The organism is Kosakonia sp. (assembly GCF_032052965.1).
In the GTDB taxonomy this organism is placed as follows: Bacteria; Pseudomonadota; Gammaproteobacteria; order Enterobacterales; family Enterobacteriaceae; genus Kosakonia.
Window position 1 is genome coordinate 102,260 of record NZ_DAMBVN010000008.1, and the last position, 23,629, is coordinate 125,888.

18 protein-coding genes are annotated in these 23,629 nt (G+C 54.8%); 8 read left to right on the forward strand and 10 right to left on the reverse strand.

Annotation, left to right across the window (positions count from 1 at the left end):
* Positions 1-83: 83 nt before the first annotated feature.
* Positions 84-383 (reverse strand): YsaB family lipoprotein, encoded by a 300-nt coding sequence (locus RTX30_RS12140; RefSeq protein ID WP_312690078.1) that lies wholly within the window; start codon positions 381-383, stop codon positions 84-86.
* A 174-nt stretch (positions 384-557) separates the two neighbouring features.
* On the opposite strand from RTX30_RS12140, the gene RTX30_RS12145 reads away from it, so the two are divergent.
* Positions 558-1,553: an acyltransferase gene (locus RTX30_RS12145; RefSeq protein WP_312690079.1), complete on the forward strand. Its 996-nt coding sequence runs from the start codon at positions 558-560 to the stop codon at positions 1,551-1,553.
* Here the strand turns inward: RTX30_RS12145 and RTX30_RS12150 are convergent.
* The 4 genes from RTX30_RS12150 to xylA form a co-directional block, all read right to left on the reverse strand.
* The gene (locus tag RTX30_RS12150; RefSeq protein WP_312690080.1) at positions 1,546-2,463 is read right to left on the reverse strand and encodes a helix-turn-helix domain-containing protein; all 918 of its coding nucleotides are present in this window, start codon (positions 2,461-2,463) and stop codon (positions 1,546-1,548) included. The two genes, RTX30_RS12145 and RTX30_RS12150, sit on opposite strands and share 8 nt — an antisense overlap.
* Complete coding sequence (locus RTX30_RS12155; protein WP_312690081.1) at positions 2,463-2,999, reverse strand: isochorismatase family protein; 537 nt, start codon at positions 2,997-2,999, stop codon at positions 2,463-2,465. The genes RTX30_RS12150 and RTX30_RS12155 overlap by 1 nt, the downstream gene beginning before the upstream one ends.
* 121 nt (positions 3,000-3,120) lie before the next feature.
* On the reverse strand, positions 3,121-4,575 hold the full coding sequence (gene xylB, locus RTX30_RS12160; protein WP_312690083.1) for a xylulokinase: 1,455 nt from the start codon (positions 4,573-4,575) through the stop codon (positions 3,121-3,123).
* A gap of 50 nt (positions 4,576-4,625) precedes the next feature.
* Positions 4,626-5,948 carry a xylose isomerase gene (xylA, locus tag RTX30_RS12165; RefSeq protein ID WP_312690085.1) on the reverse strand — a complete coding sequence of 441 codons (1,323 nt, stop codon included), beginning with the start codon at positions 5,946-5,948 and terminating at the stop codon, positions 4,626-4,628.
* A gap of 360 nt (positions 5,949-6,308) precedes the next feature.
* On the opposite strand from xylA, the gene xylF reads away from it, so the two are divergent.
* The 4 genes from xylF to xylR all read left to right on the forward strand — a co-directional run bounded on the left by xylF (position 6,309) and on the right by xylR (position 11,371).
* On the forward strand, positions 6,309-7,301 hold the full coding sequence (xylF, locus tag RTX30_RS12170) for a D-xylose ABC transporter substrate-binding protein (protein ID WP_312690087.1): 993 nt from the start codon (positions 6,309-6,311) through the stop codon (positions 7,299-7,301).
* A gap of 88 nt (positions 7,302-7,389) precedes the next feature.
* Positions 7,390-8,931 carry a xylose ABC transporter ATP-binding protein gene (locus tag RTX30_RS12175; RefSeq protein ID WP_312690089.1) on the forward strand — a complete coding sequence of 514 codons (1,542 nt, stop codon included), beginning with the start codon at positions 7,390-7,392 and terminating at the stop codon, positions 8,929-8,931.
* Positions 8,909-10,090, forward strand: a complete 1,182-nt coding sequence (xylH, locus tag RTX30_RS12180; protein WP_312690091.1) for a xylose ABC transporter permease XylH — start codon at positions 8,909-8,911, stop codon at positions 10,088-10,090. Before RTX30_RS12175 ends, xylH begins: the two co-directional genes overlap by 23 nt.
* Before the next feature lie 102 nt (positions 10,091-10,192).
* Positions 10,193-11,371 (forward strand): D-xylose utilization transcriptional activator XylR, encoded by a 1,179-nt coding sequence (gene xylR, locus RTX30_RS12185; RefSeq protein WP_312690093.1) that lies wholly within the window; start codon positions 10,193-10,195, stop codon positions 11,369-11,371.
* A 54-nt stretch (positions 11,372-11,425) separates the two neighbouring features.
* Here the strand turns inward: xylR and RTX30_RS12190 are convergent, their stop codons facing one another.
* Positions 11,426-12,256, reverse strand: a complete 831-nt coding sequence (locus tag RTX30_RS12190; protein WP_312690095.1) for a protein bax — start codon at positions 12,254-12,256, stop codon at positions 11,426-11,428.
* A 316-nt stretch (positions 12,257-12,572) separates the two neighbouring features.
* On the opposite strand from RTX30_RS12190, the gene RTX30_RS12195 reads away from it, so the two are divergent.
* Together RTX30_RS12195 and avtA are read left to right on the forward strand one after the other, a co-directional pair.
* A complete protein-coding gene (locus RTX30_RS12195; protein ID WP_312690097.1) occupies positions 12,573-14,609 on the forward strand; it encodes an alpha-amylase in 2,037 nt (678 codons plus the stop codon).
* A 148-nt stretch (positions 14,610-14,757) separates the two neighbouring features.
* Positions 14,758-16,008: a valine--pyruvate transaminase gene (avtA, locus tag RTX30_RS12200; protein WP_312690099.1), complete on the forward strand. Its 1,251-nt coding sequence runs from the start codon at positions 14,758-14,760 to the stop codon at positions 16,006-16,008.
* Positions 16,009-16,626: 618 nt separating this feature from the next.
* Here the strand turns inward: avtA and RTX30_RS12205 are convergent.
* The 4 genes from RTX30_RS12205 to RTX30_RS12220 all read right to left on the reverse strand — a co-directional run bounded on the left by RTX30_RS12205 (position 16,627) and on the right by RTX30_RS12220 (position 21,182).
* Positions 16,627-17,088: a 4Fe-4S dicluster domain-containing protein gene (locus RTX30_RS12205; RefSeq protein WP_312690101.1), complete on the reverse strand. Its 462-nt coding sequence runs from the start codon at positions 17,086-17,088 to the stop codon at positions 16,627-16,629.
* Positions 17,089-17,254: 166 nt separating this feature from the next.
* Positions 17,255-19,105, reverse strand: coding sequence for a selenocysteine-specific translation elongation factor (gene selB / locus RTX30_RS12210; RefSeq protein ID WP_312690103.1), 1,851 nt, complete (start codon positions 19,103-19,105; stop codon positions 17,255-17,257).
* Positions 19,102-20,478 carry an L-seryl-tRNA(Sec) selenium transferase gene (gene selA / locus RTX30_RS12215; RefSeq protein ID WP_312690105.1) on the reverse strand — a complete coding sequence of 459 codons (1,377 nt, stop codon included), beginning with the start codon at positions 20,476-20,478 and terminating at the stop codon, positions 19,102-19,104. Before selA ends, selB begins: the two co-directional genes overlap by 4 nt.
* Positions 20,479-20,573: 95 nt before the next feature.
* A complete protein-coding gene (locus tag RTX30_RS12220; protein ID WP_312690107.1) occupies positions 20,574-21,182 on the reverse strand; it encodes a glutathione S-transferase in 609 nt (202 codons plus the stop codon).
* A 513-nt stretch (positions 21,183-21,695) separates the two neighbouring features.
* Between RTX30_RS12220 and RTX30_RS12225 the strand changes: the two genes are divergently transcribed.
* The gene (locus tag RTX30_RS12225) at positions 21,696-23,606 is read left to right on the forward strand and encodes a PTS mannitol transporter subunit IICBA (protein WP_312690109.1); all 1,911 of its coding nucleotides are present in this window, start codon (positions 21,696-21,698) and stop codon (positions 23,604-23,606) included.
* The last annotated feature ends 23 nt before the right edge of the window (positions 23,607-23,629 follow it).

Below are 23,629 nucleotides of genomic sequence, written 5' to 3' on the forward strand. Positions count from 1 at the left end.
TGACTGCAAGATATACAGTACGAAACGGATCTGTTTAGGGAAAATTGGGCAAAACAACGCGGATAAGACCACCAACAACCCGATTAACGCATCGAAAGGTGTAAAAATTGGCCTTCTGTATCAAAAGCGCAGACAAAGGCTTCATGGCGGGGCGTGACACCACGCATTTCATAACTGCCCTGAAATTGCTCAAAACCGGTCACGTCAATCTGCTGTGCGCCCGTATTGTAACGCTGCGCCGCATTTTGCCGGCAGACCTGTTCCATAGAGAGCGTGTGCGACGGCCCAATTCTCGCCTTCTGCGCTTTTTGCGCTGGGTGTTCCGGTAAGGCACTGCAGCCGACCAACAGCAGCACGAGTACTGACGTAAGACACTTCATCATTTTTTTGTCACCGCCCTGTTCACGGGCTGTTATTTTTAAAAGAAGGCAGGAAACACAATTTTTGCAAATCTGTGGAAAACTGCACAAGCGTGAGCGGAAAAACTCAGAATTATCCAACGAGATGGCCCGAAAAATCGCGAGTCAGAGGATATTTACGGAAAACCAGAGGGACTGATGTCGTCGAAAATTTACTGGATAGATAATCTGCGAGGGATAGCCTGCTTAATGGTGGTGATGATCCATACTACGACCTGGTACATCACCAACCCGGCCAGCGTGACAACCTTTGACTGGGATGTCGCCAACATTTTGAATTCTGCTTCCCGTGTCAGCGTTCCGCTGTTTTTTATGATCTCCGGCTATCTCTTTTTCGGCGAACGCAGCGCACAGCCCCGTCATTTTTTACGCATCGCGCTGTGCCTGCTGTTTTACAGCGCCATCGCAATGCTCTACATCGTGCTGTTCACGTCGATTAACAACGAATTATCGATAAGAAATCTGCTGCAAAAACCGGTGTTTTATCACCTGTGGTTTTTCTTTGCGATTATCGTCATTTACCTGGTTTCACCGCTGATCCAGGTGAAAGCGGTCAATGGCAAGATGTTGCTGGCGCTGATGGTGGTGCTGGGCATTGTGGCCAACCCCAATACCGTGCCGCAGAAGATGGGCGGATTTGAGTGGCTGCCGATTAATCTCTATATCGGCGGCGACACCTTTTACTACCTGCTGTATGGCATGCTGGGGCGTGCCCTTGGGATGATGGATACGCAAAAGCGTGCGCTGACATGGGGTTGCGCCGCGCTGTTTTTTGCCGCCGTGTTTATCATTTCTCGCGGCACCCTGCATGAATTGCAATGGCGCGGTAACTTCGCCGATACCTGGTATCTCTACTGTGGGCCGATGGTTTTTCTGTGCGCGATTTCGCTGTTTACCTTCGTGAAAAACACGCTTAACAGCCGCAGCCTGCCAGGGCTGACGTTAATCTCGCATCATTCACTGGGTATTTACGGCTTTCACGCGTTGATTATCCATGCTTTACGCACCCGCGGCGTCGAGCTGCGGGCCTTGCCGCTGCTCGATATCGTATGGGTTTTTGCTGCCACGCTGCTGGCAAGCCTGGCGCTGTCGATGCTGGTGCAGCGCATCGACAGGCGGCGTTTTATCAGTTAAACGTTCGCGCCCGTGCCCGGTGCAACTGGCGAGGTGAAGAGAACCCGGCGGCAAACGCCGCCTGCTCGGCACCACGCCCCTGCAGTAGCCACTGTTCGGCTATTGCCAGCCTCAGTTGCTCAAGGTAGTCACGCACGCTAATGCCTAAATGCTGTTGAAAAAGACGCGTCAAGTGGCGGGGGCTGACGTGCGCCCGCTCTGCGATATCCGCCAGTTGCCAGGCCCGCTGAGGATCCGCAGTCAGCGCATCCTGCGCCCGATGCACCGCCGGGTGCATATGGTTGCGGTAGCGCAGCCAGGGCGAAATTTGCGGATCGTCACCGGAACGACGGAACCACACCACCATTTCACGGGCCACTGCCAGCGCTGTCTCTGGCCCGCTGATGCGGTTAATCAAATGCAGCGCCAGGTCGATTCCCGACGTGATGCCAGCACTGGTCCAGATGCTGCGATCCTCAATAAAAATACGGTTCTCTTTAACCAGCGCGGCCGGAGCAACGCTTTTTAAACGGTTGATAACGTCATGGTGCGTGGTGCATTGAATACCGTTTAACAGTCCGGCTTTCGCCGCCAGCACGGAACCGGAACAGACGCACATCAAGGTAATTCGCTGGCTGTGAATGTGCGGTTGCAGGCGCATTAACCAGCGGCGCACTGCCTCCGCCTGCGGTGTATCGAACAGGCGCGAGGAGTCAAACACGCCTGGCAATACCAACAGGCTGCCCTCCGGCAGGGTGTCTGGCAGTGGCGCAATATTGCCCATCGTGAGGCCAATGGAGGTGGATACGTCGCTTTCAGGGCCGATGTAGTGCAGTCGGTACGCCTTCGCCAGCGCGAAGGTTTCCGCCGGGCCGGTCAAATCCAGCGCCAGTACACCCGGCAACATCACAAACCAGACATCAGTCGTCATCAAGATTCCAGAGTTTCATAAACGGTTTTAATGGCGGCGAAGCGGCCTTCCAGCACGGTTTCTGTGCGATGGCGCAGCGCGTGGCAGTCCAGCGTAACCCCTTTGTGGGTCATCGGGAAGGTCAGTGTTGCTTCGCTGACGAAGGTCACGCGGTATCCCAGATCTGACGCCACACGCGCCGTTGTTTCACAGCACTGCTCAGTACGCACACCACAAATGATCAGGTGATTGATATCGCGGCTACGCAGCCAGTGATCCAGCCCGGTATCGGTAAAGGCATTATGCACGTGTTTGTAAAAGGTGACGGCTGGCTGATGTTGCAGGAACGGCATCGGCGTGACAAAGCCGCTGTCCAGCGAGAACGGGCCGCTGTCGGCAACGTGGAAAATATCCACCACCGGTATGTCACGCGCCTGGCAGCCCTCAATCAGCGCCAAAATGGCCTGCTGAAACGCGGGAAAGTCACTCTCCTGCCAGTACTCGCGATGAAAGAAAGACTGCTGGGTGTCGATATTGATAAGGGCGGTGCGTGACATTTCAGGACTCCATGCTCAGTAGGTGTAAGGCTATTCTGGCAAGGAGTTAATGGGTTGCTAAGACCAAAAAAGGACAACATAATGGTGAATCAGGCCCATCCACCAGGATGGGCCACAGAGGTTATGACATGAGGGGCACTAGCTGCTGGTAAATACGGCGGAACGTTTCACGCCGCGTAACGTAATGCGCATGGCGTGCAGCATCTGGCACGTGTTGTTGCTCAAGGGCAAGCTGTGGTAACAACGTTGCCAGCGGCGTGTGTGGATGAACAGCAATTTGCGCCAGCCGCGCCGCGCCCAGCGCAGGGCCGACATCCCCCCCGGTGCGATAGTCGAGCTGCAATCCGCTGATATCTGCCAGCATTTGCCGCCACCAGGCGCTTCGCGCACCGCCGCCGATAAGGGTAATGCTCTGCGGTGTGACGCCGCAGGAATGCACCACATCCATACCGTCCGCCAGCGCGTAGCCGACCCCTTCCAGCACCGCGCGGGCCAGCTCCGGGCGCCCATGCTGATGCGTGAGGCCAAAGAACACCCCTTTGGCCTGCGGATTATTATGCGGGGTGCGTTCGCCAGACAGATAAGGCAAAAACCAGAGGTCTCCGGCGTTATCGTCTGCCTGTTGTGCGGCATCAATCAACGCCGGTACGGTATCCAGACCGGTGAGTTTCGCCGCCCAGTCGAGACAGGACGCCGCACTCAGCATCACCGACATCAAATGCCAGCGTCCCGGTAACGCGTGGCAAAAACTGTGCACCGCGCTTTCTGGTTTGCTGAGGAACCCTTCGCTGACGGCAAAATAGACGCCGGATGTACCGAGCGACAGCATAGCCTGCCCGGCATCAGCCATACCCACACCAACCGCACCAGCGGCATTATCGCCCCCGCCCGCGACCACCGGCACCACCGGCATCGACCAGCGCTGCGCCACTTCAGGCAGCAGTTCGCCGGTTATCTCGCTGCCTTCAAACAAGGCGGGCATGTGCGCGCGCGATAAGTTGCAGGCGGCGAGCATTTCGTCGCTCCAGTCACGCTTCGCCACATCCAGCCACATCGTTCCCGCTGCATCGGACATATCGCTGGCAAACACGCCAGACATCTTCAGTCGCAGAAAGTCTTTGGGCAGCAATACCTTCGCTACCCGGGCAAAAATATCCGGCTCGTGGCGCTGCACCCACAGCAACTTGGGCGCAGTAAAACCGGGCATCATCAGATTCCCGGTTATCGCACGAGAATTTTTCACCTGCGCTTCCAGCAACGTGCACTCTTCGCCGCAACGGCCGTCGTTCCACAGGATAGCCGGACGCAGCACGCGGTTTTCGCTATCCAGCAGCGTCGCGCCGTGCATCTGCCCGGCAAGACCAATGGCTTTAACCTGCGCGAGAGAGTGGGCTGCCGCCAGCGCTTGTACCGCGCTATCCGTCGCCTGCCACCACTGTTCGGGATCCTGCTCAGACCAGAGAGGATGCGGACGCGATACGCTGAGTTTCTCCGTATGGGAAGCCAGCACATCGCCCTGCTCGCTTAGCAGAATCGCCTTTACGCCAGAGGTGCCGAGATCGATCCCGATATACATAGTGACCACTCCTTTTGTTCTGCGCCGCGAAGCCTGCGGCGCAGCGCCGGTTATTTGTCGAACAGGTAGTAATTAACCAGGTTTTCCAGCTGTTCCTGATGACCGCTTTGATGCCGCGGCGCCAGGTTCTGCTGTTCAGCGTACTTCGCCAGCTCCGCAAGGCTAAGCTGCCCCTGCAAAATTTGCTGGCCCAGTTCACCATTCCAGCCGGCGTAACGCCGGGCGACACGTTTATCCAGCTCGCCATCTTCAACCATCCGCGCCGCCACTTTCAGCGCCAGCGCCATGGTGTCCATTGCCCCGATATGGCCATAGAAAAGATCGTACTTGTCGGTGCTCTGGCGACGCACTTTGGCGTCGAAGTTCAGCCCGCCGGTCGTGAAGCCGCCCGCTTTGATAATCTCGTACATCACCAGCGCATTTTCCTCCACGCTGTTGGGAAACTGGTCGGTGTCCCAGCCGAGCTGCGGGTCGCCACGGTTGGCGTCCACAGAGCCAAACAGCCCCAACGCAATGGCGGTGGCGATTTCATGGTGGAAAGAGTGCCCGGCAAGCGTGGCATGGTTAGCCTCGATATTCAGTTTAATCTCTTTCTCCAGACCAAACTGTTTCAGGAAGCCATACACATTCGCGGCATCGTAATCATACTGATGCTTGGTTGGCTCCTGCGGCTTGGGTTCAATCAGCAGCGTGCCACGAAAACCGATTTTGTGTTTGTGCTCAACCACCATGTGCATGAAGCGCCCAATCTGTTCGCGCTCCTGACGCAAATCGGTATTGAGCAGGGTTTCGTAGCCTTCGCGGCCGCCCCACAGCACATAGTTTTCGCCGCCGAGTTTATGGGTAGCATTCATTGCCGTGACCACCTGTGTGGCCGCCCAACTGAACACTTCCGGATCGGGGTTGGTTGCTGCGCCTGCGGCGTAGCGCGGATTGGTGAAGCAGTTTGCCGTTCCCCACAATAGTTTCACGCCGCTTTGCTGCTGCTTTTCACCCAGCACATCTACCATTTGCGCAAAGTTGTTCAGGTACTCTTTCAGCGAAGCACCTTCTGGTGAGACATCCACATCATGAAAGCAATAAAAGGGCACATGCAGCTTATGGAAGAACTCAAAAGCGACATCCGCCTTACGTTTTGCCTGTGCCAGCGCCTCGCCAGGCTGCTGCCATGGACGGTCAAAAGAGCCAACGCCGAACATATCCGCGCCGTTCCAGCAGAACGTATGCCAGTAGCAAGCAGCAAAACGCAGGTGATCTTCCATACGCTTACCGAGCACTAACTCATCCGGATTGTAATGACGAAACGCTAAAGGGTTAGTGGTTTTCGGGCCTTCATAACGAACGCGATCCAGCTGGTCAAAATATGCTTGCATAATGAGCTCCATTGACAGATATGCGGCGAGTGTTCAAATCTGCAGTAATACTGGATCCTCGCCGGGCGTTGCTCAATTACGTTATTTCACACTGCCATTAAGAGAATGCGCAAACGTGCGCTGGCTCGCAAAATAATGACTTTCAGCGTTGCGTAGCGTCTTCCGATTTTTTATGCAAAATCGGTTTTGCTTTTTTTAAAATAAGATCGTGGTCATAAATCAGGAAATAAACCAAAAAACGTAATGCCCGGATAAAAATCTGTAATTGCCAGCCCAGGATTATGCGTTAAGAATTTGCTCGTTCAAAGCAGTGCATGTTTCTTTTATCTCGCCATTCACCCTACAAAAGGTATTACTATTATGAAGATAAAGAATCTTTGCCTTACTCTCTGCGCTTCCCTGCTGTTTGCCAGCGTCGCCAGCCATGCCAAAGAGGTGAAAATCGGCATGGCGATTGACGATCTCCGTCTTGAACGCTGGCAAAAAGATCGCGATATTTTTGTTAAAAAAGCCGAGTCGCTCGGCGCCAGTGTGTTTGTTCAGTCTGCTAACGGCAACGAAGAAACGCAGATGTCGCAAATTGAAAATATGATTAATCGCGGCGTTGATGTCCTGGTTATTATTCCTTACAACGGTCAGGTATTAAGTAATGTGGTAAAAGAAGCTAAGCAGGAAGGAATTAAAGTACTGGCTTATGATCGCATGATTAATAATGCCGACATTGATTTCTATATTTCTTTTGATAATGAAAAAGTCGGGGAATTACAGGCGCAAAGCCTTGTCAGTAAAGTCCCTCAGGGTAATTATTTCCTGATGGGCGGTTCACCAGTCGACAATAACGCCAAACTGTTCCGCGCCGGGCAAATGAAAGTGTTAAAACCCTATGTTGATAGCGGAAAAATTAAAATTGTTGGCGATCAGTGGGTCGATGGCTGGCTGCCTGAAAATGCGCTAAAAATCATGGAAAACGCCCTCACCGCTAACAATAACAAAATCGATGCCGTGGTCGCGTCGAATGATGCAACCGCTGGCGGCGCTATCCAGGCGCTGAGTGCACAGGGACTGGCCGGGAAGGTCGCTATCTCCGGCCAGGATGCCGATCTGGCCGGGGTGAAACGGCTGATTAACGGTAGCCAGACCATGACGGTCTACAAACCCATTACCCAACTGGCAAATACCGCTGCAGAGATTGCCGTCGAGCTGGGTAACGGCAAGCAACCCAAAGCAGATGCTTCCCTGAACAACGGGTTAAAAGACGTGCCTGCTCGCCTGCTGACGCCAATTGAAGTGACCAAAGACAACATTGACGCCACGGTCATCAAAGACGGTTTTCATCAGAAAAATCAGCTCTGAATACGGCGGCGCGCCCTTGCTTCATCGCGGCGCGCCTTCCGCCAATGCTTTCGGGCGCTGTTATACCAGCGGATAACGTGGAGCAGCCATGCCTTATTTACTCGAAATGAAGAACATCACCAAAGCGTTCGGCGCGGTCAAAGCCATTGATAACGTCAGCCTGCGCCTGAATGCTGGCGAAGTGTTGTCGTTGTGCGGCGAAAATGGGTCGGGCAAATCCACACTGATGAAAGTGCTGTGCGGGATCTATCCGGCAGGTAGTTATGAAGGGGAAATCGTCTTTTCGGGCGAAACGCTACAGGCCACGCATATCCGCGATACCGAGCGTAAAGGCATCGCTATCATCCATCAGGAGCTGGCCCTGGTGAAACATCTGACGGTACTGGAAAACATCTTCCTGGGCGCGGAAATTACCCGTCATGGCGTAATGGACTACGACCAGATGACGCTGCGCTGTGAAAAGCTGCTTAAGCAAGTCAGCCTGGCGATTTCGCCGGACACCCGCGTGGGCGATTTAGGTCTTGGGCAGCAGCAATTGGTGGAAATCGCCAAGGCGCTGAACAAGCAGGTACGCTTACTGATTCTTGATGAACCGACCGCCTCGCTGACGGAACAGGAAACCGCGATCCTGCTCGATATAATTCGCGATCTGCGCAACCACGATATTGCCTGTATTTATATCTCTCACAAACTCAATGAAGTCAAAGCGATATCCGACGTGATCAGCGTTATTCGCGACGGTTTGCATATAGGCACACGCGACGCCGCGGGAATGAGCGAAGACGACATTATCACCATGATGGTTGGCCGCGAACTGACGGCGCTGTACCCCAATGAACCGCACGAGACAGGCGACGAGATCCTGCGCGTTGAGCACCTTACTGCCTGGCATCCGGTAAACCGCCACATCAAGCGCGTTAACGATATCTCCTTCAGCCTCAAACGCGGGGAGATCCTCGGTATTGCCGGGCTGGTCGGTGCAGGCAGGACCGAAGCGGTACAGTGCCTGTTTGGTGTCTGGCCGGGGCGCTGGGAAGGCACCGTCTATCTGGACGGTAAGCCGGTACACATTGCTAACTGCCAGCAGGCGATTGCGCACGGCATTGCAATGGTGCCCGAGGATCGTAAAAAAGACGGCATTGTGCCCGTGATGGCGGTGGGTAAGAACATGACCCTGGCAGCGTTGGATCAGTTCACCGGGGCGTTCAGTAGCCTGGACGATGCCGCCGAGCAAGCCTGTATTTTGCAGTCACTGCAGCGTCTGAAGGTCAAAACCTCCTCGCCAGAACTGGCGATTGGCCGCCTGAGCGGCGGTAATCAGCAGAAGGCGATTCTCGCCCGCTGCCTGCTGCTCAATCCGCGCATTCTGATCCTTGATGAGCCGACACGCGGCATCGATATTGGCGCCAAGTACGAAATCTACAAACTGATCAATCAACTGGTACAGCAAGGGATTGCGGTCATTGTTATCTCATCCGAACTGCCTGAAGTGTTGGGCTTAAGCGACCGGGTGCTGGTGATGCACGAAGGCAGGCTAAAAGCCGATCTTATCAATCGTAATCTGACCCAGGAGCAGGTCATGGAAGCGGCGCTGAGGAGCGAACATCATGTCGAAAAGCAACCCGTCTGAAATCAAGTTATCCAGCGCAACGCCGGGAGCATTCTCCGGGCTGAAGTCGCTCAATCTGCAAGTGTTTGTGATGATTGCAGCCATCGTGGTGATTATGCTGTTTTTTACCGGCATGACAGATGGCGCCTATCTGAGCGCGCGTAATATCTCCAACCTGCTGCGCCAGACTGCCATTACTGGCATCCTCGCCGTGGGAATGGTGTTTGTGATCATCTCCGCCGAAATTGACCTTTCTGTTGGCTCAATGATGGGCCTGTTGGGCGGCGCGGCGGCGATTTTCGATGTCTGGCTCGGCTGGCCGCTGCCGCTCACAGTGGCGGTCACGCTGGTGCTGGGCTTAGTGCTGGGCGCCTGGAATGGCTGGTGGGTGGCCTATCGCAAAGTCCCGTCGTTTATTGTGACTCTTGCCGGGATGCTGGCCTTCCGCGGGGTATTGATCGGCATCACCAACGGCACGACGGTGTCGCCCACCAGCGCGGCAATGTCGCAGATTGGCCAAAGTTACTTGCCCGACGGCATCGGTTTCGGCGTGGGGGTACTGGGGCTGGCGGCATTTGTGTTATGGCAATGGCGAGGCCGTTTGCGTCGCCAGTCGCTCGGGCTGGCAACATCCTCTTCGGGCACGGCGGTAGGTCGTCAGGCGATTATTGCAGTGATTGTACTGGGCGCCATCTGGTTGCTTAATGATTATCGCGGTGTGCCCACACCCGTGCTGCTGCTGGCTTTTTTGCTGCTGGCCGGAATGTTTATGGCTACCCGCACCGCCTTTGGCCGGCGTATTTATGCGATTGGCGGCAATGTTGATGCCGCACGCCTGTCTGGCATCAACGTTGAGCGCACCAAACTGGCGGTATTCGCCATTAATGGCCTGATGGTGGCGATTGCCGGCTTGATCCTCAGTTCGCGCCTTGGTGCGGGCTCACCGTCGGCGGGGAATATTGCCGAACTGGATGCCATTGCCGCCTGCGTGATTGGCGGCACCAGCCTCGCCGGAGGAATCGGCAGTGTTGCCGGTGCGGTAATGGGGGCATTTATTATGGCTTCGCTGGATAACGGCATGAGCATGATGGACGTGCCGACGTTCTGGCAGTACATCGTTAAAGGTGCCATTTTGCTGCTGGCGGTGTGGATGGATTCAGCAACCAAACGCCGGGCCTGAATAACGTGATCGCTGCGACGATCACACTGCCAGCGCTTTTTTATCCGGCCACAGGCTGAATATGGTAATCAGAACAGACGACTCATCAGGAAGCGAATCGATATGTTTGAGAAGCGCCATCGCATCACGTTGTTATTCAACGCCAATAAAGCCTACGACCGTCAGGTCGTTGAGGGGGTTGGTGAATATTTGCAGGCGTCACAATCGGAGTGGGACATCTTTATAGAAGAAGATTTTCGCGCCCGTATTGAAAACATCAAAGAGTGGCTTGGCGATGGGGTGATTGCCGATTATGACGACCGGGATATCGAGCGTCTGCTGGTAGATGTCGACGTGCCGATCGTCGGCGTTGGCGGCTCTTACCACACGCCAGAACACTACCCTCCCGTTCATTACATCGCCACCGACAACTATGCGCTGGTAGAGAGTGCCTTTCTGCATTTGAAAGAGAAAGGCGTTCACCGCTTTGCGTTTTACGGCTTACCCGCTTCCAGCGGTAAGCGATGGGCGGCCGAGCGTGAATATGCGTTCTGCCAGCTGGTGGCGCAGGAGAAATACCGTGGCGTGGTCTACCAGGGTCTGACAACCGCGCCAGAGAACTGGCAACATGCGCAAAACCGTCTGGCGGACTGGCTGCAAACGCTGCCGCCGCAGACTGGCATTATTGCGGTCACTGATGCGCGTGCACGTCACGTACTGCAAGTGTGCGACCATCTGCATATTCCAGTGCCGGAAAAATTATGCGTCATTGGCATTGATAACGAAGAACTGACCCGTTATCTGTCGCGGGTGGCGCTCTCCTCTGTGGCGCAGGGAACCCGGCAGATGGGTTACCAGGCGGCGAAGCTGCTGCACCGGCTACTGGATAACGAAACCCTGCCGCTTCAGCGGCTGCTGGTGCCGCCCGTGCGTGTTGTGGCACGGCGCTCCACTGATTACCGTTCTCTGAACGATCCGGCGGTTATCCAGGCCATGCACTATATCCGTAACCATGCCTGCAAAGGCATCAAGGTCGATCAGGTGCTGGATGCCGTGGGGATCTCACGATCTAATCTGGAAAAACGCTTCAAGGAAGAAGTCGGAGAGACAATTCACTCAATGATCCATGCTGAAAAGCTGGAAAAAGCCAGAAGTTTGTTGATCTCAACCTCACTGTCGATCAATGAGATTTCACAAATGTGCGGTTACCCGTCTCTGCAATATTTCTATTCGGTATTCCGCAAGGAATACGACAGCACCCCAAAAGATTACCGCGACCGCTACAGCGAGATCCTTATTTAACGCACTTTTAATGCATATAGAAAAACGCCTTCCGGATGGAAGGCGTTTAATGCATTACATATGAGAGGCAATTAACTGCCGGTTGTCCTGATACATGGCAAACAGGTAGTTGTTGTAACTCGTGCCACGGGTTGAGTAACCCTGCAGCTTATGGATCATATTGGTCGCCGTCACTTCCTGATCCGCCTTACGCAACTGCGCGCGCGACTTACGGAAAGAGGCATACGCTGAATGCGTGTTCAGGTTGGTCACATAGGCGTCTACTGACTCCTGTACCGACTCAAAGTGAGAGTAACCTTTCACTTTGCCTGCGCCATTCTTACATGCCCCTTTGGCACACTTCATACCAAACAGGTTATTATTAGAACGCGCCAGCTTCGAGGTTCCCCAACCACTTTCCGCTGCCGCCATCGTCGCCACCATGCTGTCCGGGATGATGTCCACTCGCTCCAGCAGCGCATTCCAGGGAATACGACGCGTATTCCCGGACCAGCTTACTTTATAACGTTTGGACAACTCCCTCAGACGCGTGCGTTCGGCAGGCGACCACTGGCTGTCGTATTGTTTGCTAAGCAACCAGTTACGCTCGGCGGTAATCGCTGAGTTTTTACTGGTGATATAAGGCATTACCGTCCGGAGAAACGCTTTTTTCCTTGGGGTTCCGGAAGGGTATTTTCGCAAATCAGGAAGTGAACTACTTTTTACACTATTGCGAGAATACTCTTGTTTACTGCTTGCCTGTTTTTTTACGCTTGCCTTAGTGACGTGGGCTTTGTGACTCGCTGTTTCTGTTGTGTGCGTCTTTGCCAGCACCCCACCCGAAAATATAAGGGTGAAAAACATGAGTATCGTCGCCCCAGGTCGTCGCATGGGTATCGATATCATTAAGTCTCCTGGTCGGATATAAACATTCCAACACCTTCTTTTTTGCCTAATTTTGAGAGCTGAATCTCAAATCATAACAAAAATAGCCTGCAAGAGCACGTACAGAAATAATCCAATTCTGAAACCATGTCACGAGTAAACTGCATAAAAAACGGACAATATCCCGTAATTGTGGCGTTTATCGCAGATCCGGGACCCATTTGTGCGCGCGATCGCTCACCCCTAAGACTCCTCCCTGGCGATAACCCACACAGGAGGAGTTGCCCACGTGACGAGGATGGCACACTGGCGCACATCGCCATCACCGAGGCTCCCCATGAAACACGCCACATTAGCCCTTCTCTTTTTGCCCACGCTTGCGCTCGCCGACTGGACCGCCAGCGGCTTTCCCGCTCTCACTAACGACGGAACCGGCCTGTGGCGGAGCGAAACCACGCTGAAAAAGGGCAGCGTGCCGCTGGTCTTTAAAGAGGGAGAGCAGTGCTGGCAACCCGCAGAGAGCGTAAAACTGAATCAGATGCTGTCACTGGTCCCTTGTACAGGAAGCGCCGCACAGTGGCGGGTTTTCCGCGATGGTGACTACCAGTTACAGATTGATACCCGTTCGGGCACACCGACTCTGATGCTGAGTGTGAAAAGCGAGTCGGTAGATACGCCAGCGGCGACGGTACGCCAGTGCCCGGTGCGCAATAATACGCCGCTCACGGTGCCCGTCGGCGACACGTTTCCGGAAGGCAGCGTGGTGAGGGACTTCTACAGTCAGCAGACCGCAACCGTGCACGGAGGCAATATCACCCTGCAACCTGCGGCGAACAGCAAGGGGTTATTGCTGCTTGAATCTGCACAAACCGCGAAGCCTGCGGCATTTCAGTGGCACAACGCCACTGTCTATTTTGTCCTCACCGACCGTTATGTGAATGGCGATCCGTACAATGACAACAGTTATGGCCGACACAAAGACGGTATGCAGGAGATCGGCACCTTTCACGGCGGCGATCTAAAAGGGTTAACCAGCAAACTGGACTACCTGCAACAGCTGGGCGTTAACGCACTGTGGATTAGCTCGCCGCTGGAGCAAATCCACGGTTGGGTTGGCGGCGGTACGAAGGGCGACTTTCCGCATTATGCGTACCACGGCTATTACCCCATGGACTGGACGCGCCTCGACGCCAATATGGGAACGGAGGACGAGCTACATACGCTGGTGGATGAAGCCCACCGACGGGGCATTCGTGTGCTGTTTGACGTGGTAATGAATCACACTGGCTACGCGACGCTAGCGGATATGCAAACTTACCAGTTTGGCGCGCTGTACCTGAAAGAAAACGAGCGCGAGAAGCTGCTGGGCAAACACTGGACCGACTGGCGGCCCGCCGCTGGCCAGAGCTGGCACAGTTTTAATGATTACATCAACTTCAGCGATAAAACCGCCTGGCAAAACTGGTGGGGCAAAAAATGGATCCGTACCGATATTGGCGACTATGACAATCCGGGTTTTGACGATCTGACGCTGTCGCTGGCCTTCCTGCCGGATTTGAAAACCGAGTCTACTACCGCCTCCGGGCTGCCGCTGTTTTACCGCCATAAAGCGGATACTCGCGCACAGGAGATGCGCGGTTATACGCCACGGGATTACCTCACGCACTGGCTGAGCCAGTGGGTACGCGAGTATGGCATTGACGGTTTTCGCGTCGATACCGCTAAACACGTTGAACTGGCGGCCTGGCAGCAGCTTAAAGATCAGGCGACACAGGCGCTGGCCGCGTGGAAGCAGGCCAATCCCCAGAAAAAAATCGATGATTCCCCCTTCTGGATGACCGGCGAATCCTGGGGCCACGGCGTCATGCAAAGTGAATATTACCGCCACGGTTTTGATGCGATGATCAATTTTGATTATCAGCAGCAGGCGGCCAGCGCTGTGCCATGCCTGGCGAATATGGATGCCGTCTGGCAGCAAATGGCTGACAAGTTGCAGAACTTTAACGCCCTGAGTTATCTCTCTTCGCACGACACTCGCCTGTTCCGTGAAGGGGGTCAACAGGCGGCGGAATTGCTGCTGCTTGCGCCTGGTGCGGTCCAAATCTTTTATGGCGATGAGTCCGGCCGTCCCTTTGGCCCCACGGGATCGGATCCGCTTCAGGGTACGCGATCGGATATGAACTGGCAGGATCTGAATGGCAGCGCAGCACAGAACCTGCGTCACTGGCAAACGCTGGGCCAGTTCCGCGCACGTCATCCTGCACTTGGCGCGGGTAAGCAGACGACGCTCACATTACCGCAGGGTTATGGATTCAAACGCCAGTGGGGCGATGACAAGGTCATTGTCGTCTGGGCCGGGCGTGATCCGCAGTGAGCCGCTCGCTCACATCAGTATATAACGCCATATAAGTGTAAATTTTAAGAATAAAACGCGATTATTTGCGCCGAACGGTGATTTGCACCCTGCTTCGCAGAGCGCTATGGTTAGCCACTTTGAACAGTAGCCCGGCAGAACAGTAGCGATGACATTTTCACTTTTCGGCGACAAATTCACCCGCCATGCAGGCATTACACGCCTGATGGAGGATCTCAACGACGGTTTACGTACCCCTGGTGCCATCATGCTTGGCGGTGGCAACCCGGCGCAAATTCCCGCCATGACTGATTACTTCCACAACCTGCTGGCAGAGATGGTAGAAAACGGCAAAGCGACTGATGCGCTGTGTAATTATGACGGCCCACAGGGTAAAACCGAGCTACTGACCGCGCTGGCAGGTATGCTGCGTGAAGAACTGGGTTGGGATATTGAGCCACAGAATATTGCACTGACAAACGGCAGTCAGAGTGCGTTTTTCTACTTGTTCAATCTGTTTGCAGGCCGCCGCGCCGATGGCAGCACCCGTAAGGTATTGTTCCCGCTGGCGCCAGAGTATATCGGCTATGCGGACTCCGGCCTGGAAGAGGATCTGTTTGTTTCCGCGCGCCCGAATATTGAGCTACTGCCGGACGGCCAGTTCAAATATCACGTCGATTTTGAACATCTGCACATTGGTGAAGAGACGGGGATGATTTGCGTCTCGCGCCCGACCAACCCCACCGGCAACGTTATCACCGATGAAGAACTGATGAAGCTGGATGTGCTGGCCAATCAACACAACATTCCGCTGGTGATCGATAACGCGTATGGCGTGCCTTTTCCGGGGATTATCTTCAGTGAAGCGCGCCCGCTGTGGAACCCGAATATTATTTTGTGTATGAGCCTGTCGAAGCTGGGCCTGCCAGGCAGCCGCTGCGGCATCATTATTGCCAATGAAAAAGTGATCTCCGCTATTCGTAATATGAACGGCATTATCAGCCTTGCGCCTGGCGGTATTGGACCGGCAATGATGTGTGAAATGATCAAGCGCAAAGACCTGCTGCGGCTGTCGCAGGAGGTCATCAAGCCCTTTTACTATCAACGGGTGCAGGAAACCATTACCACGCTGCGCCGTTATTTGCCGGAAGAACGCTGCCTGATCCATAAACCCGAGGGCGCTATCTTCCTGTGGTTGTGGTTTAAGGATTTACCTATCAGCACTGAATTGCTGTACCAACGACTCAAGAAACGCGGGGTATTAATGGTACCTGGCGATTATTTCTTCCCCGGCCTGGATAAACCCTGGCCGCACACACACCAGTGCATGCGCATGAACTATGTGCCTGACCCCTCGCTTATTGAACAAGGGGTGAGAATTCTCGCTGAAGAAGTCGAAAAGGCCTGGCAAGAAAACTAACACCACACGCCTTATCTAACGCCCTCCAGCCAGGGGGCGTTTTCGCTGCGTATTAATCTGGCCACGCACAATATATTTTTCCACGCTTATATTTCTTCAGAAAACGATGAATAGCTCAGTTTATTTATGGAAGTTATTTCCATCTGGCTGTGCCGATTAACGCAACCTTCAGAAACCTAATACTATTAGGGTTTAATCGTTAGCGTGCTACGATAGGTTATTGAAATAAATATATTTTATATTGCTTTGCGTTATTTTTAAGAATAATCACATTTTTCACTTTTTCCTGCCATTATTCATCAGGCCATATGGCTGGTCTTAAAAAGCGACATACACTGATTAATACATCCCTGCCGTTTTATTCAGTGGAGCATCATCATGGCGACGAACGCATTTCTCGCCCTCAATACCCTGGCAACGGAATAACGACAGCATCGTTGCCGTTATTTGCTCTCTCATACCTCCAACACCAGCGAAACCAAGCCCCCGAATGGTTGGGCGGCGAACAGTGATAAACAGATCTGGCGTTACCCTTCGGTGCCCCCACAAGGGGCACTGTTTCACTGCCATTACAGGTGCGATAAGGTCCGCCACAATACTTATAACTAAAACAGCGACTTATAAAGAGAGACTACGCAAGCGCGCTTCTCGCAGAAGCAGCGGATTGATACAACTCAGCGCCGACGTCGGGCAAGCTTCAACGCAGGCCGGGCCCGTCTCACGGTGCTGGCAGAGATCGCATTTCAGTGCCTGTGCCCCGGTGACCTGCATTGCGCCGAATGGGCAGGCGATCATACAGCTCTTACAGCCGATACAACGAGATTGTTCGACATGTATCGCCCCTTCCGAACGACGAATTGCACCGACCGGGCAGACATTGGCACAGGGCGCATCTTCACAGTGATGGCAGGTGACTGCGGTAGAAAATGCCCCGGTTTTCACCACACGAATACGGGCAGTAAACGTGGAAGGTGTGACCCCGGAGCAGTCCTGGTTGTCTTCATGGGAAACAACGCAGGCCACTTCGCAGGTCCGGCAGCCGATGCATCGGCTAGAGTCTGCGACAATAAAATGGTTCATTTTCCACTCCGGCAGGCGAAAAAAGCCAAGGGTGCCAGAAAACAGGATGACAGTGCTTTGATCGCAACCGGGAAAAAGGCCAGATTTGTCATTTGCATAAACCTATCTGGCGCTTTGCCTTAACCCTTTTAACGCGACTGGCGCGGGAGACGCCAGTTAACCAGGATTAGCCATGATCTTTGCTGAACAAGGCCCTATCACGCAGGATATGGTCATTGCCGCGGCGGCGAGTAAAACCAATCCGGTCAAAGTATTCGAGGATCTGGATCGCCAGTTTGCGCCCGACATTGAGCGTATCGCGGAAGTCGGCCGCGCTGGTTGAACCGCGCGCCAGATCCAGATCGCGGATCATATCGGCGAAAGTAACAATCCGATCGTTACGGTAATAGCGATCTTTGACGATCGCAGTAATCAGCCCCTGCTGTGCCGCCTGTTGCAGCAAGCTGCGTGTCACCTGCTCATCGGCGCCGATCGCTCGCGCCAAATCGCGCACCCACCATGGCTCATCACCAAATAACATGCCCGCTTTTTGCCAGAGCTGCGCCTGCTCGTCGGTAAAGCCCGCTTTGTGATCGGGCAGATGCAGCCAGCCATGGTGGCTATGGATATCGCCATTTTCACGCATCCGCTCAATCAGCGTTAAAACCAGCGCTTCATCTTCCATCGGCAGAGCCATGCGTCGCAAGCGCTCACGGCCGGGGCCCGGTTCATCACGATGTTGCTGGTGATAAACCGCCAGCGTCTCCAGCAACTTGCGTTGCCAGCGTGCCGCAACCGGTGCATTCAGCAGATTATCGCCAGCACGGATATACCCCGGCTGCCCGGCAAGTTGCTCCAGCCCGACAGGGCTGAGCTGGCGTGCCCAGCCAAAGGCGCGGAGATTAACGGCCCCACGCGACAAATGCACGGCCAGCGCCTGCGCATCGCTTGTGGTTTGCGCAAGCGCGGCGATCCATTGCAGGTACTCCGTTTTACGTTTGCCGCGACGCGGTGAGTTCAGCGCCACTATGCGCGCGCCAGCCAGTGTGCTGCGTGCGGAAATATCCCTCAGCACCAGGCGGTCGTTATCCGCAAGCCACAGCGGCGAATCCAGCACCAGCTCTGCAAGGTCATTTTCCAGCAGCGAGACGCGCCCGGTCACGTGGCTGGCGGCATGATGCACATGCACTGGTTGCCACTGCGTCAGCGGAACGTGTGTTTGCAGCGTGACGATCAGGCGTTCTGTTGGCGCATCGGGTTGCTGCGACAGCAGCCAGTCACCACGGGTGAGATCCTCTTTTTGCGCATCACCGGCGATATTCAGGGCGATGCGCTGCCCGGCATGTGCCTGATCAACAGGCTGATTTTGAGCATGCAGGCCTCGCACGCGCATCGGTTTATTCACACCCGTCAGCCACAGCGTATCGCCAACGCGCACCTCGCCGGAGAGCGCAGTGCCCGTGACCACCAGCCCCGCGCCTTTTACGGTAAAAGCGCGATCCAGTGCCAGACGAAAGCGCTGGTGCTCCGGGTGCGTACGCTCTGTAAGCTGCAGCAGGTGTTCACGCAACGCATCAATACCGCGCAGGGTGGTTGCCGCCGTCACGAACACCGTCGCGTGTTGATAACCAAAACGCTGCACGGTGGCCTGAACGTCTTCATGCACCTGGGCAATACGCGCCTCATCGACGCGATCGGCCTTGGTCAGCGCCACGGTCAGCGCCGGGTTGCCGGTGAGCTGTAAAATCGCCAGGTGTTCGCACGTTTGCGCCATGACGCCATCATCACAGGCCACCACCAGCAGCGCATGATCAATGCCGCCCACGCCCGCGAGCATATTGGAAAGAAACTTCTCATGCCCCGGAACATCAATAAAGCCCGGTACGCGCCCGTCTGGCTGCGGCCAGTAGGCGTAACCGAGATCGATGGTCATACCGCGTTTTTTCTCTTCCGGCAGGCGGTCTGCATTCACACCGGTAATGGCTTCAATCAACGTGGTTTTGCCGTGGTCAACATGCCCGGCAGTGGCAATAATCATTTCTGCAGCATCTCCAACAAGCGGGATTCATTTTCAAGACAGCGGCAATCCAGCCACAACCGGCCCTCATAAATACGGCCAATCACCGGCTGCGGCAGCGCGCGCCACTGCACGGCCAGCGCTTCCAGCCGACGACCGCTTCCATCGCGCGGGGTGAACGTCAGCGCTGCACCGGGCAGGCGGTCTACCGGCAGCGATCCACTGCCGATTTGCGACAGGCAAGGCTCAACACGCAAGTCAAATTCAGGGTAATGTGACATCAGCGCGTGACGCAGGCGCTGCGCCTGCTCACGGATCTCCTGCTCCGGTCGCGTAAGATAACGCAGCGTGGGCAGCGACTGTGGGAGTTTTTCCGGGTGCAAATAGAGGCGTAACGTGGCCTCCAGCGCGGCCAGTGTCATTTTATCTGCACGCAGCGCACGCTTCAGCGGGTGCTGCTGCAATTGGTCAATCAGTGTTTTTTTACCGACGATAATTCCCGCCTGCGGGCCTCCCAGCAACTTGTCGCCCGAGAAGCTGACCAGGCTAACGCCCGCAGCAATCAGGGATTGCGGCATCGGTTCCTGCGGCAGCCCATACTGGCTTAACGCCACCAGCGAACCACTGCCAAGGTCGACAATCACCGGTAGCCCTGCGGCCTCAGCAAGCGCCACCAACTCGCTCTCATCGACCGCTTTAGTAAAGCCTTCAATATGATAATTGCTGGTGTGCACCTTCATCAGCAGCGCGGTATTGTCATTGATGGCTTGCTGATAGTCTTTGGCATGGGTGCGGTTGGTCGTGCCGACTTCATGCAGTACGCAGCCTGCCTGGCGCATCACATCCGGAATGCGAAACGCCCCCCCAATCTCTACCAGTTCGCCACGAGAAACCACTACCTCACGGCCTGCCGCTGTGGCGGCCAGCATTAACAGCACGGCGGCGGCATTGTTATTAACGATGCAGGCATCTTCCGCCCCGGTCAGCTGGCAAAGCAGCGTTGCCAGGGCGCGATCGCGATGCCCTCGTCCGGCACCGTCAAGATCATACTCCAGCGTTACCGGCGAGCTCATCACCCGGGTCACGGCATCAATGGCGGCTTGCGACTGCACGGCGCGGCCTAAATTGGTGTGCAGCACGGTGCCACTGAGGTTAAACACTGGGCGTAATGCGCTGATGTCGCTGCGCGCCAGTCGCTGCCGGGTTTCCTCCGCCCAATGCGGGCACCAGTCTGGCAGTGTCTGCGCGGTACGGATATGCTGACGGGCTTCGTCCTGCATTTCACGCAATGTGCCGGCCACCTGCTGGTGGCCAAACGTCGCTAACAAAATGGCGAACGCCTCGTCACGTAACAGACGATCGGTTGAAGGGATCTGGCTGTAAAGAGTTGTCATGAAAAGGCCTGGCTGTAGGTTGCCCCCTCCCGTGGGGAGAGGGTTTGACATGTGGGGATTGTACAGCGACTTTGCTCAGGCGGACACCATGCTTATCAAGCCTTTGGCGGGGCGGTGCGGGCAAAACTCTCGCGCAGAAACAGGTTTTCCACCAGTTTGACCAGCAACGGCCGATCAACACACCAGCCGGGGGAAACATGGCGGAAGTTAATGTAATCAATGGCGCAGCCAATGGCGATTGTGGCCAGATTCAGCGTATCCACACTGAGTGTCCCTGTCTGCAGGGCGCTTTCCAGCGCATCCAGACCACGGCTGACTTTCTCCCGCTGGCGCAGCAGCTCGCTTTCGGATTGCTGCTCAACCGGGCGCGCCAGTTCACGTACCGACACCAGTGCGGCATCCATAATCCCGTCGGCAAGAGCTTCAAGCTGGCGAATCTTAAGTGCGGCCATCGCATCCGATGGCACCATCGCCGGGTCAAGTCCCAGTAAATCGAGATACTGCGTGATGATCGGCGAGTCATACCAGACATCGCCTTCATCGGTTACCAGCGCCGGGACCTTGCCAAGCGGATTGAATTGCGCCACGCCATTTACGGCGTGGTAGGGCTGTTCATTGACAAATTCAAAGGTGATGCCCTTTTCCAGCAGGATCACAGAAATTTTACGCACAAAGGGGCTGGTGTAGCTGCCGATCAGTTTCATTGCCGGGTCCTTTTTTCGCCAACTAAACTCTCAGTATGAACCAGGGAATACAGAGTTTCATCCAGATGAAAACTTCGCGGCCTATCTTTTACCGCACTGGAGGGGGTGTAAGGGAGTTACAGTTTGTCCAGCGCGAAAAATGCACAGTTTGCGAGCGATCACACTCAGAAAAGTCCTGGCAAAAATATCTTGTGATTTAGATCACAAATAAATAACAAAGTGTCGAATGAGAAATGTGAAACACATCACATTTAACCCCTTGCAGTGTCTGTTTTTTGTGCTTTGTTCTTTTTTTACACATGTTTTTTGTGATCGTGATCACGACAAATGACCGACTACCCCCTCTATTGATGTGATCCAAGTCACACAAATAGCCGCTATCTGGACAGTTTCCCCATTCGGTGCGAGATTTCGCATCACAGATAACCCAGGTCCGGCTACCTCTGCCGCCACATTAACAACAAACCTCGGGCTTCCGGCCTGTGCGATAGCAAACATAAGAAGGGGTGTTTTATGTCATCCGATATCAAGATCAAGGTGCAAAGCTTTGGTCGATTCCTCAGCAATATGGTGATGCCAAACATCGGCGCGTTTATCGCGTGGGGGATCATCACCGCATTGTTTATTCCTACAGGGTGGTTACCTAACGAGACGCTGGCGAAACTCGTTGGCCCAATGATTACTTACCTGCTGCCGCTGCTCATCGGTTTTACCGGTGGCCGTCTGGTCGGCGGCGATCGTGGCGGTGTCGTCGGCGCGATCACCACAATGGGTGTTATCGTCGGTGCGGATATGCCGATGTTCCTCGGCGCAATGATTGCTGGCCCGCTGGGCGGCTTCTGCATTAAGAAATTTGACGCCGCCGTAGACGGTAAGATCAAATCCGGTTTCGAAATGCTGGTGAATAACTTCTCCGCTGGCATCATCGGTATGATCCTCGCCATCCTGGCGTTCCTCGGCATTGGCCCTGCAGTTGAAGTCCTGTCGAAAGCACTGGCAGCGGGCGTTAACTTCATGGTGGTGCATGACATGCTGCCGCTGGCGTCTGTCTTTGTTGAACCAGCGAAAATCCTGTTCCTCAATAACGCCATAAACCACGGTATCTTCTCACCGCTGGGTATTCAGCAGTCTCATGATATCGGCAAGTCTATCTTCTTCCTGATTGAAGCTAACCCGGGTCCGGGTATGGGCGTTCTGCTGGCCTATATGTTCTTTGGTCGCGGCAGCGCGAAACAGTCTGCTGGCGGTGCGGCTATCATCCACTTCCTGGGCGGTATCCACGAAATTTACTTCCCGTATGTGCTGATGAACCCGCGTCTGCTGCTGGCCGTGATCCTCGGTGGTATGACGGGCGTATTTACGCTGAGCGTACTGAACGGTGGTCTGGTGTCTCCGGCATCTCCGGGTTCCATTCTGGCAGTGCTGGCCATGACGCCAAAAGGCGCTTACTTCGCGAACCTGACGGCTATCTTCGCTGCCCTGATCGTCTCCTTCGTGATCTCTTCTATCCTGCTGAAAACCAGCAAAGTGAAAGAAGAAGACGAAGATATCGAAACGGCTACCCGTCGTATGCAGGACATGAAAGCCCAGTCCAAAGGCGCTACGCCGCTGGCGGCCGGTGACGTGACCAACGACCTGAGCCATGTACGTAAAATCATCGTTGCATGTGATGCCGGTATGGGTTCCAGCGCCATGGGTGCAGGTGTGCTGCGTAAGAAAGTCCAGGATGCCGGTCTGACCCACATCTCGGTGACCAACAGCGCAATCAACAGCCTGCCGTCCGACGTTGACCTGGTCATTACGCACCGCGATCTGACCGAACGTGCAATGCGCCAGGCGCCACAAGCGCAGCATATTTCGCTGACCAACTTCCTGGATAGCGGCCTGTACACCAATCTGACGGAACGTCTGGTTGCTGCACAGCGCCACACGGACAATGAAGCAAAGGTCAACAGCAGCCTGCAAGATAGCTTTGATGCCTCTAACAGCAACCTGTTTAAACTGAGTGCAGAGAATATCTTCCTTGGCCGCACGGCGAGCAACAAAGAAGAAGCGATCCGTTTTGCCGGTGAACAACTGGTGAAAGGCGGCTATGTGCAACCCGAATACGTTGATGCCATGCTGGAGCGTGAAAAACTGACCCCAACCTATCTGGGTGAGTCTATTGCAGTACCGCACGGCACTGTAGAAGCGAAAGATCGCGTGCTGAAAACGGGCGTCGTGTTCTGCCAGTATCCGGCGGGTGTTCGCTTCGGCGAAGAGGAAGATGACATCGCCCGTCTGGTGATCGGCATCGCCGCACGTAACAATGAGCACATCCAGGTGATCACCAGTCTCACCAACGCCCTGGATGACGAGACGGTCATTCAACGTCTGGCTCAGACCACCAGCGCGGAAGAAGTTCTGGCGCTGCTTGGTAAGTAATCCCTTAGCCCGGTCAACTGACC

What these genes read in the sequence shown, in the direction of transcription:
- RTX30_RS12220 (WP_312690107.1), bottom strand. Translation starts at nt 21,182, where the DNA reads ATGAAACTGATCGGCAGCTACACCAGCCCCTTTGTGCGTAAAATTTCT.
- RTX30_RS12145 (WP_312690079.1), top strand. Translation starts at nt 558, where the DNA reads ATGTCGTCGAAAATTTACTGGATAGATAATCTGCGAGGGATAGCCTGC.
- xylB (WP_312690083.1), bottom strand. Translation starts at nt 4,575, where the DNA reads ATGTATATCGGGATCGATCTCGGCACCTCTGGCGTAAAGGCGATTCTG.
- RTX30_RS12175 (WP_312690089.1), top strand. Translation starts at nt 7,390, where the DNA reads ATGCCTTATTTACTCGAAATGAAGAACATCACCAAAGCGTTCGGCGCG.
- RTX30_RS12190 (WP_312690095.1), bottom strand. Translation starts at nt 12,256, where the DNA reads ATGATATCGATACCCATGCGACGACCTGGGGCGACGATACTCATGTTT.
- xylR (WP_312690093.1), top strand. Translation starts at nt 10,193, where the DNA reads ATGTTTGAGAAGCGCCATCGCATCACGTTGTTATTCAACGCCAATAAA.
- xylF (WP_312690087.1), top strand. Translation starts at nt 6,309, where the DNA reads ATGAAGATAAAGAATCTTTGCCTTACTCTCTGCGCTTCCCTGCTGTTT.
- xylA (WP_312690085.1), bottom strand. Translation starts at nt 5,948, where the DNA reads ATGCAAGCATATTTTGACCAGCTGGATCGCGTTCGTTATGAAGGCCCG.
- RTX30_RS12150 (WP_312690080.1), bottom strand. Translation starts at nt 2,463, where the DNA reads ATGACGACTGATGTCTGGTTTGTGATGTTGCCGGGTGTACTGGCGCTG.
- selA (WP_312690105.1), bottom strand. Translation starts at nt 20,478, where the DNA reads ATGACAACTCTTTACAGCCAGATCCCTTCAACCGATCGTCTGTTACGT.
- RTX30_RS12155 (WP_312690081.1), bottom strand. Translation starts at nt 2,999, where the DNA reads ATGTCACGCACCGCCCTTATCAATATCGACACCCAGCAGTCTTTCTTT.
- RTX30_RS12225 (WP_312690109.1), top strand. Translation starts at nt 21,696, where the DNA reads ATGTCATCCGATATCAAGATCAAGGTGCAAAGCTTTGGTCGATTCCTC.
- avtA (WP_312690099.1), top strand. Translation starts at nt 14,758, where the DNA reads ATGACATTTTCACTTTTCGGCGACAAATTCACCCGCCATGCAGGCATT.
- RTX30_RS12195 (WP_312690097.1), top strand. Translation starts at nt 12,573, where the DNA reads ATGAAACACGCCACATTAGCCCTTCTCTTTTTGCCCACGCTTGCGCTC.
- RTX30_RS12140 (WP_312690078.1), bottom strand. Translation starts at nt 383, where the DNA reads ATGATGAAGTGTCTTACGTCAGTACTCGTGCTGCTGTTGGTCGGCTGC.
- selB (WP_312690103.1), bottom strand. Translation starts at nt 19,105, where the DNA reads ATGATTATTGCCACTGCCGGGCATGTTGACCACGGCAAAACCACGTTG.
- xylH (WP_312690091.1), top strand. Translation starts at nt 8,909, where the DNA reads ATGTCGAAAAGCAACCCGTCTGAAATCAAGTTATCCAGCGCAACGCCG.
- RTX30_RS12205 (WP_312690101.1), bottom strand. Translation starts at nt 17,088, where the DNA reads ATGAACCATTTTATTGTCGCAGACTCTAGCCGATGCATCGGCTGCCGG.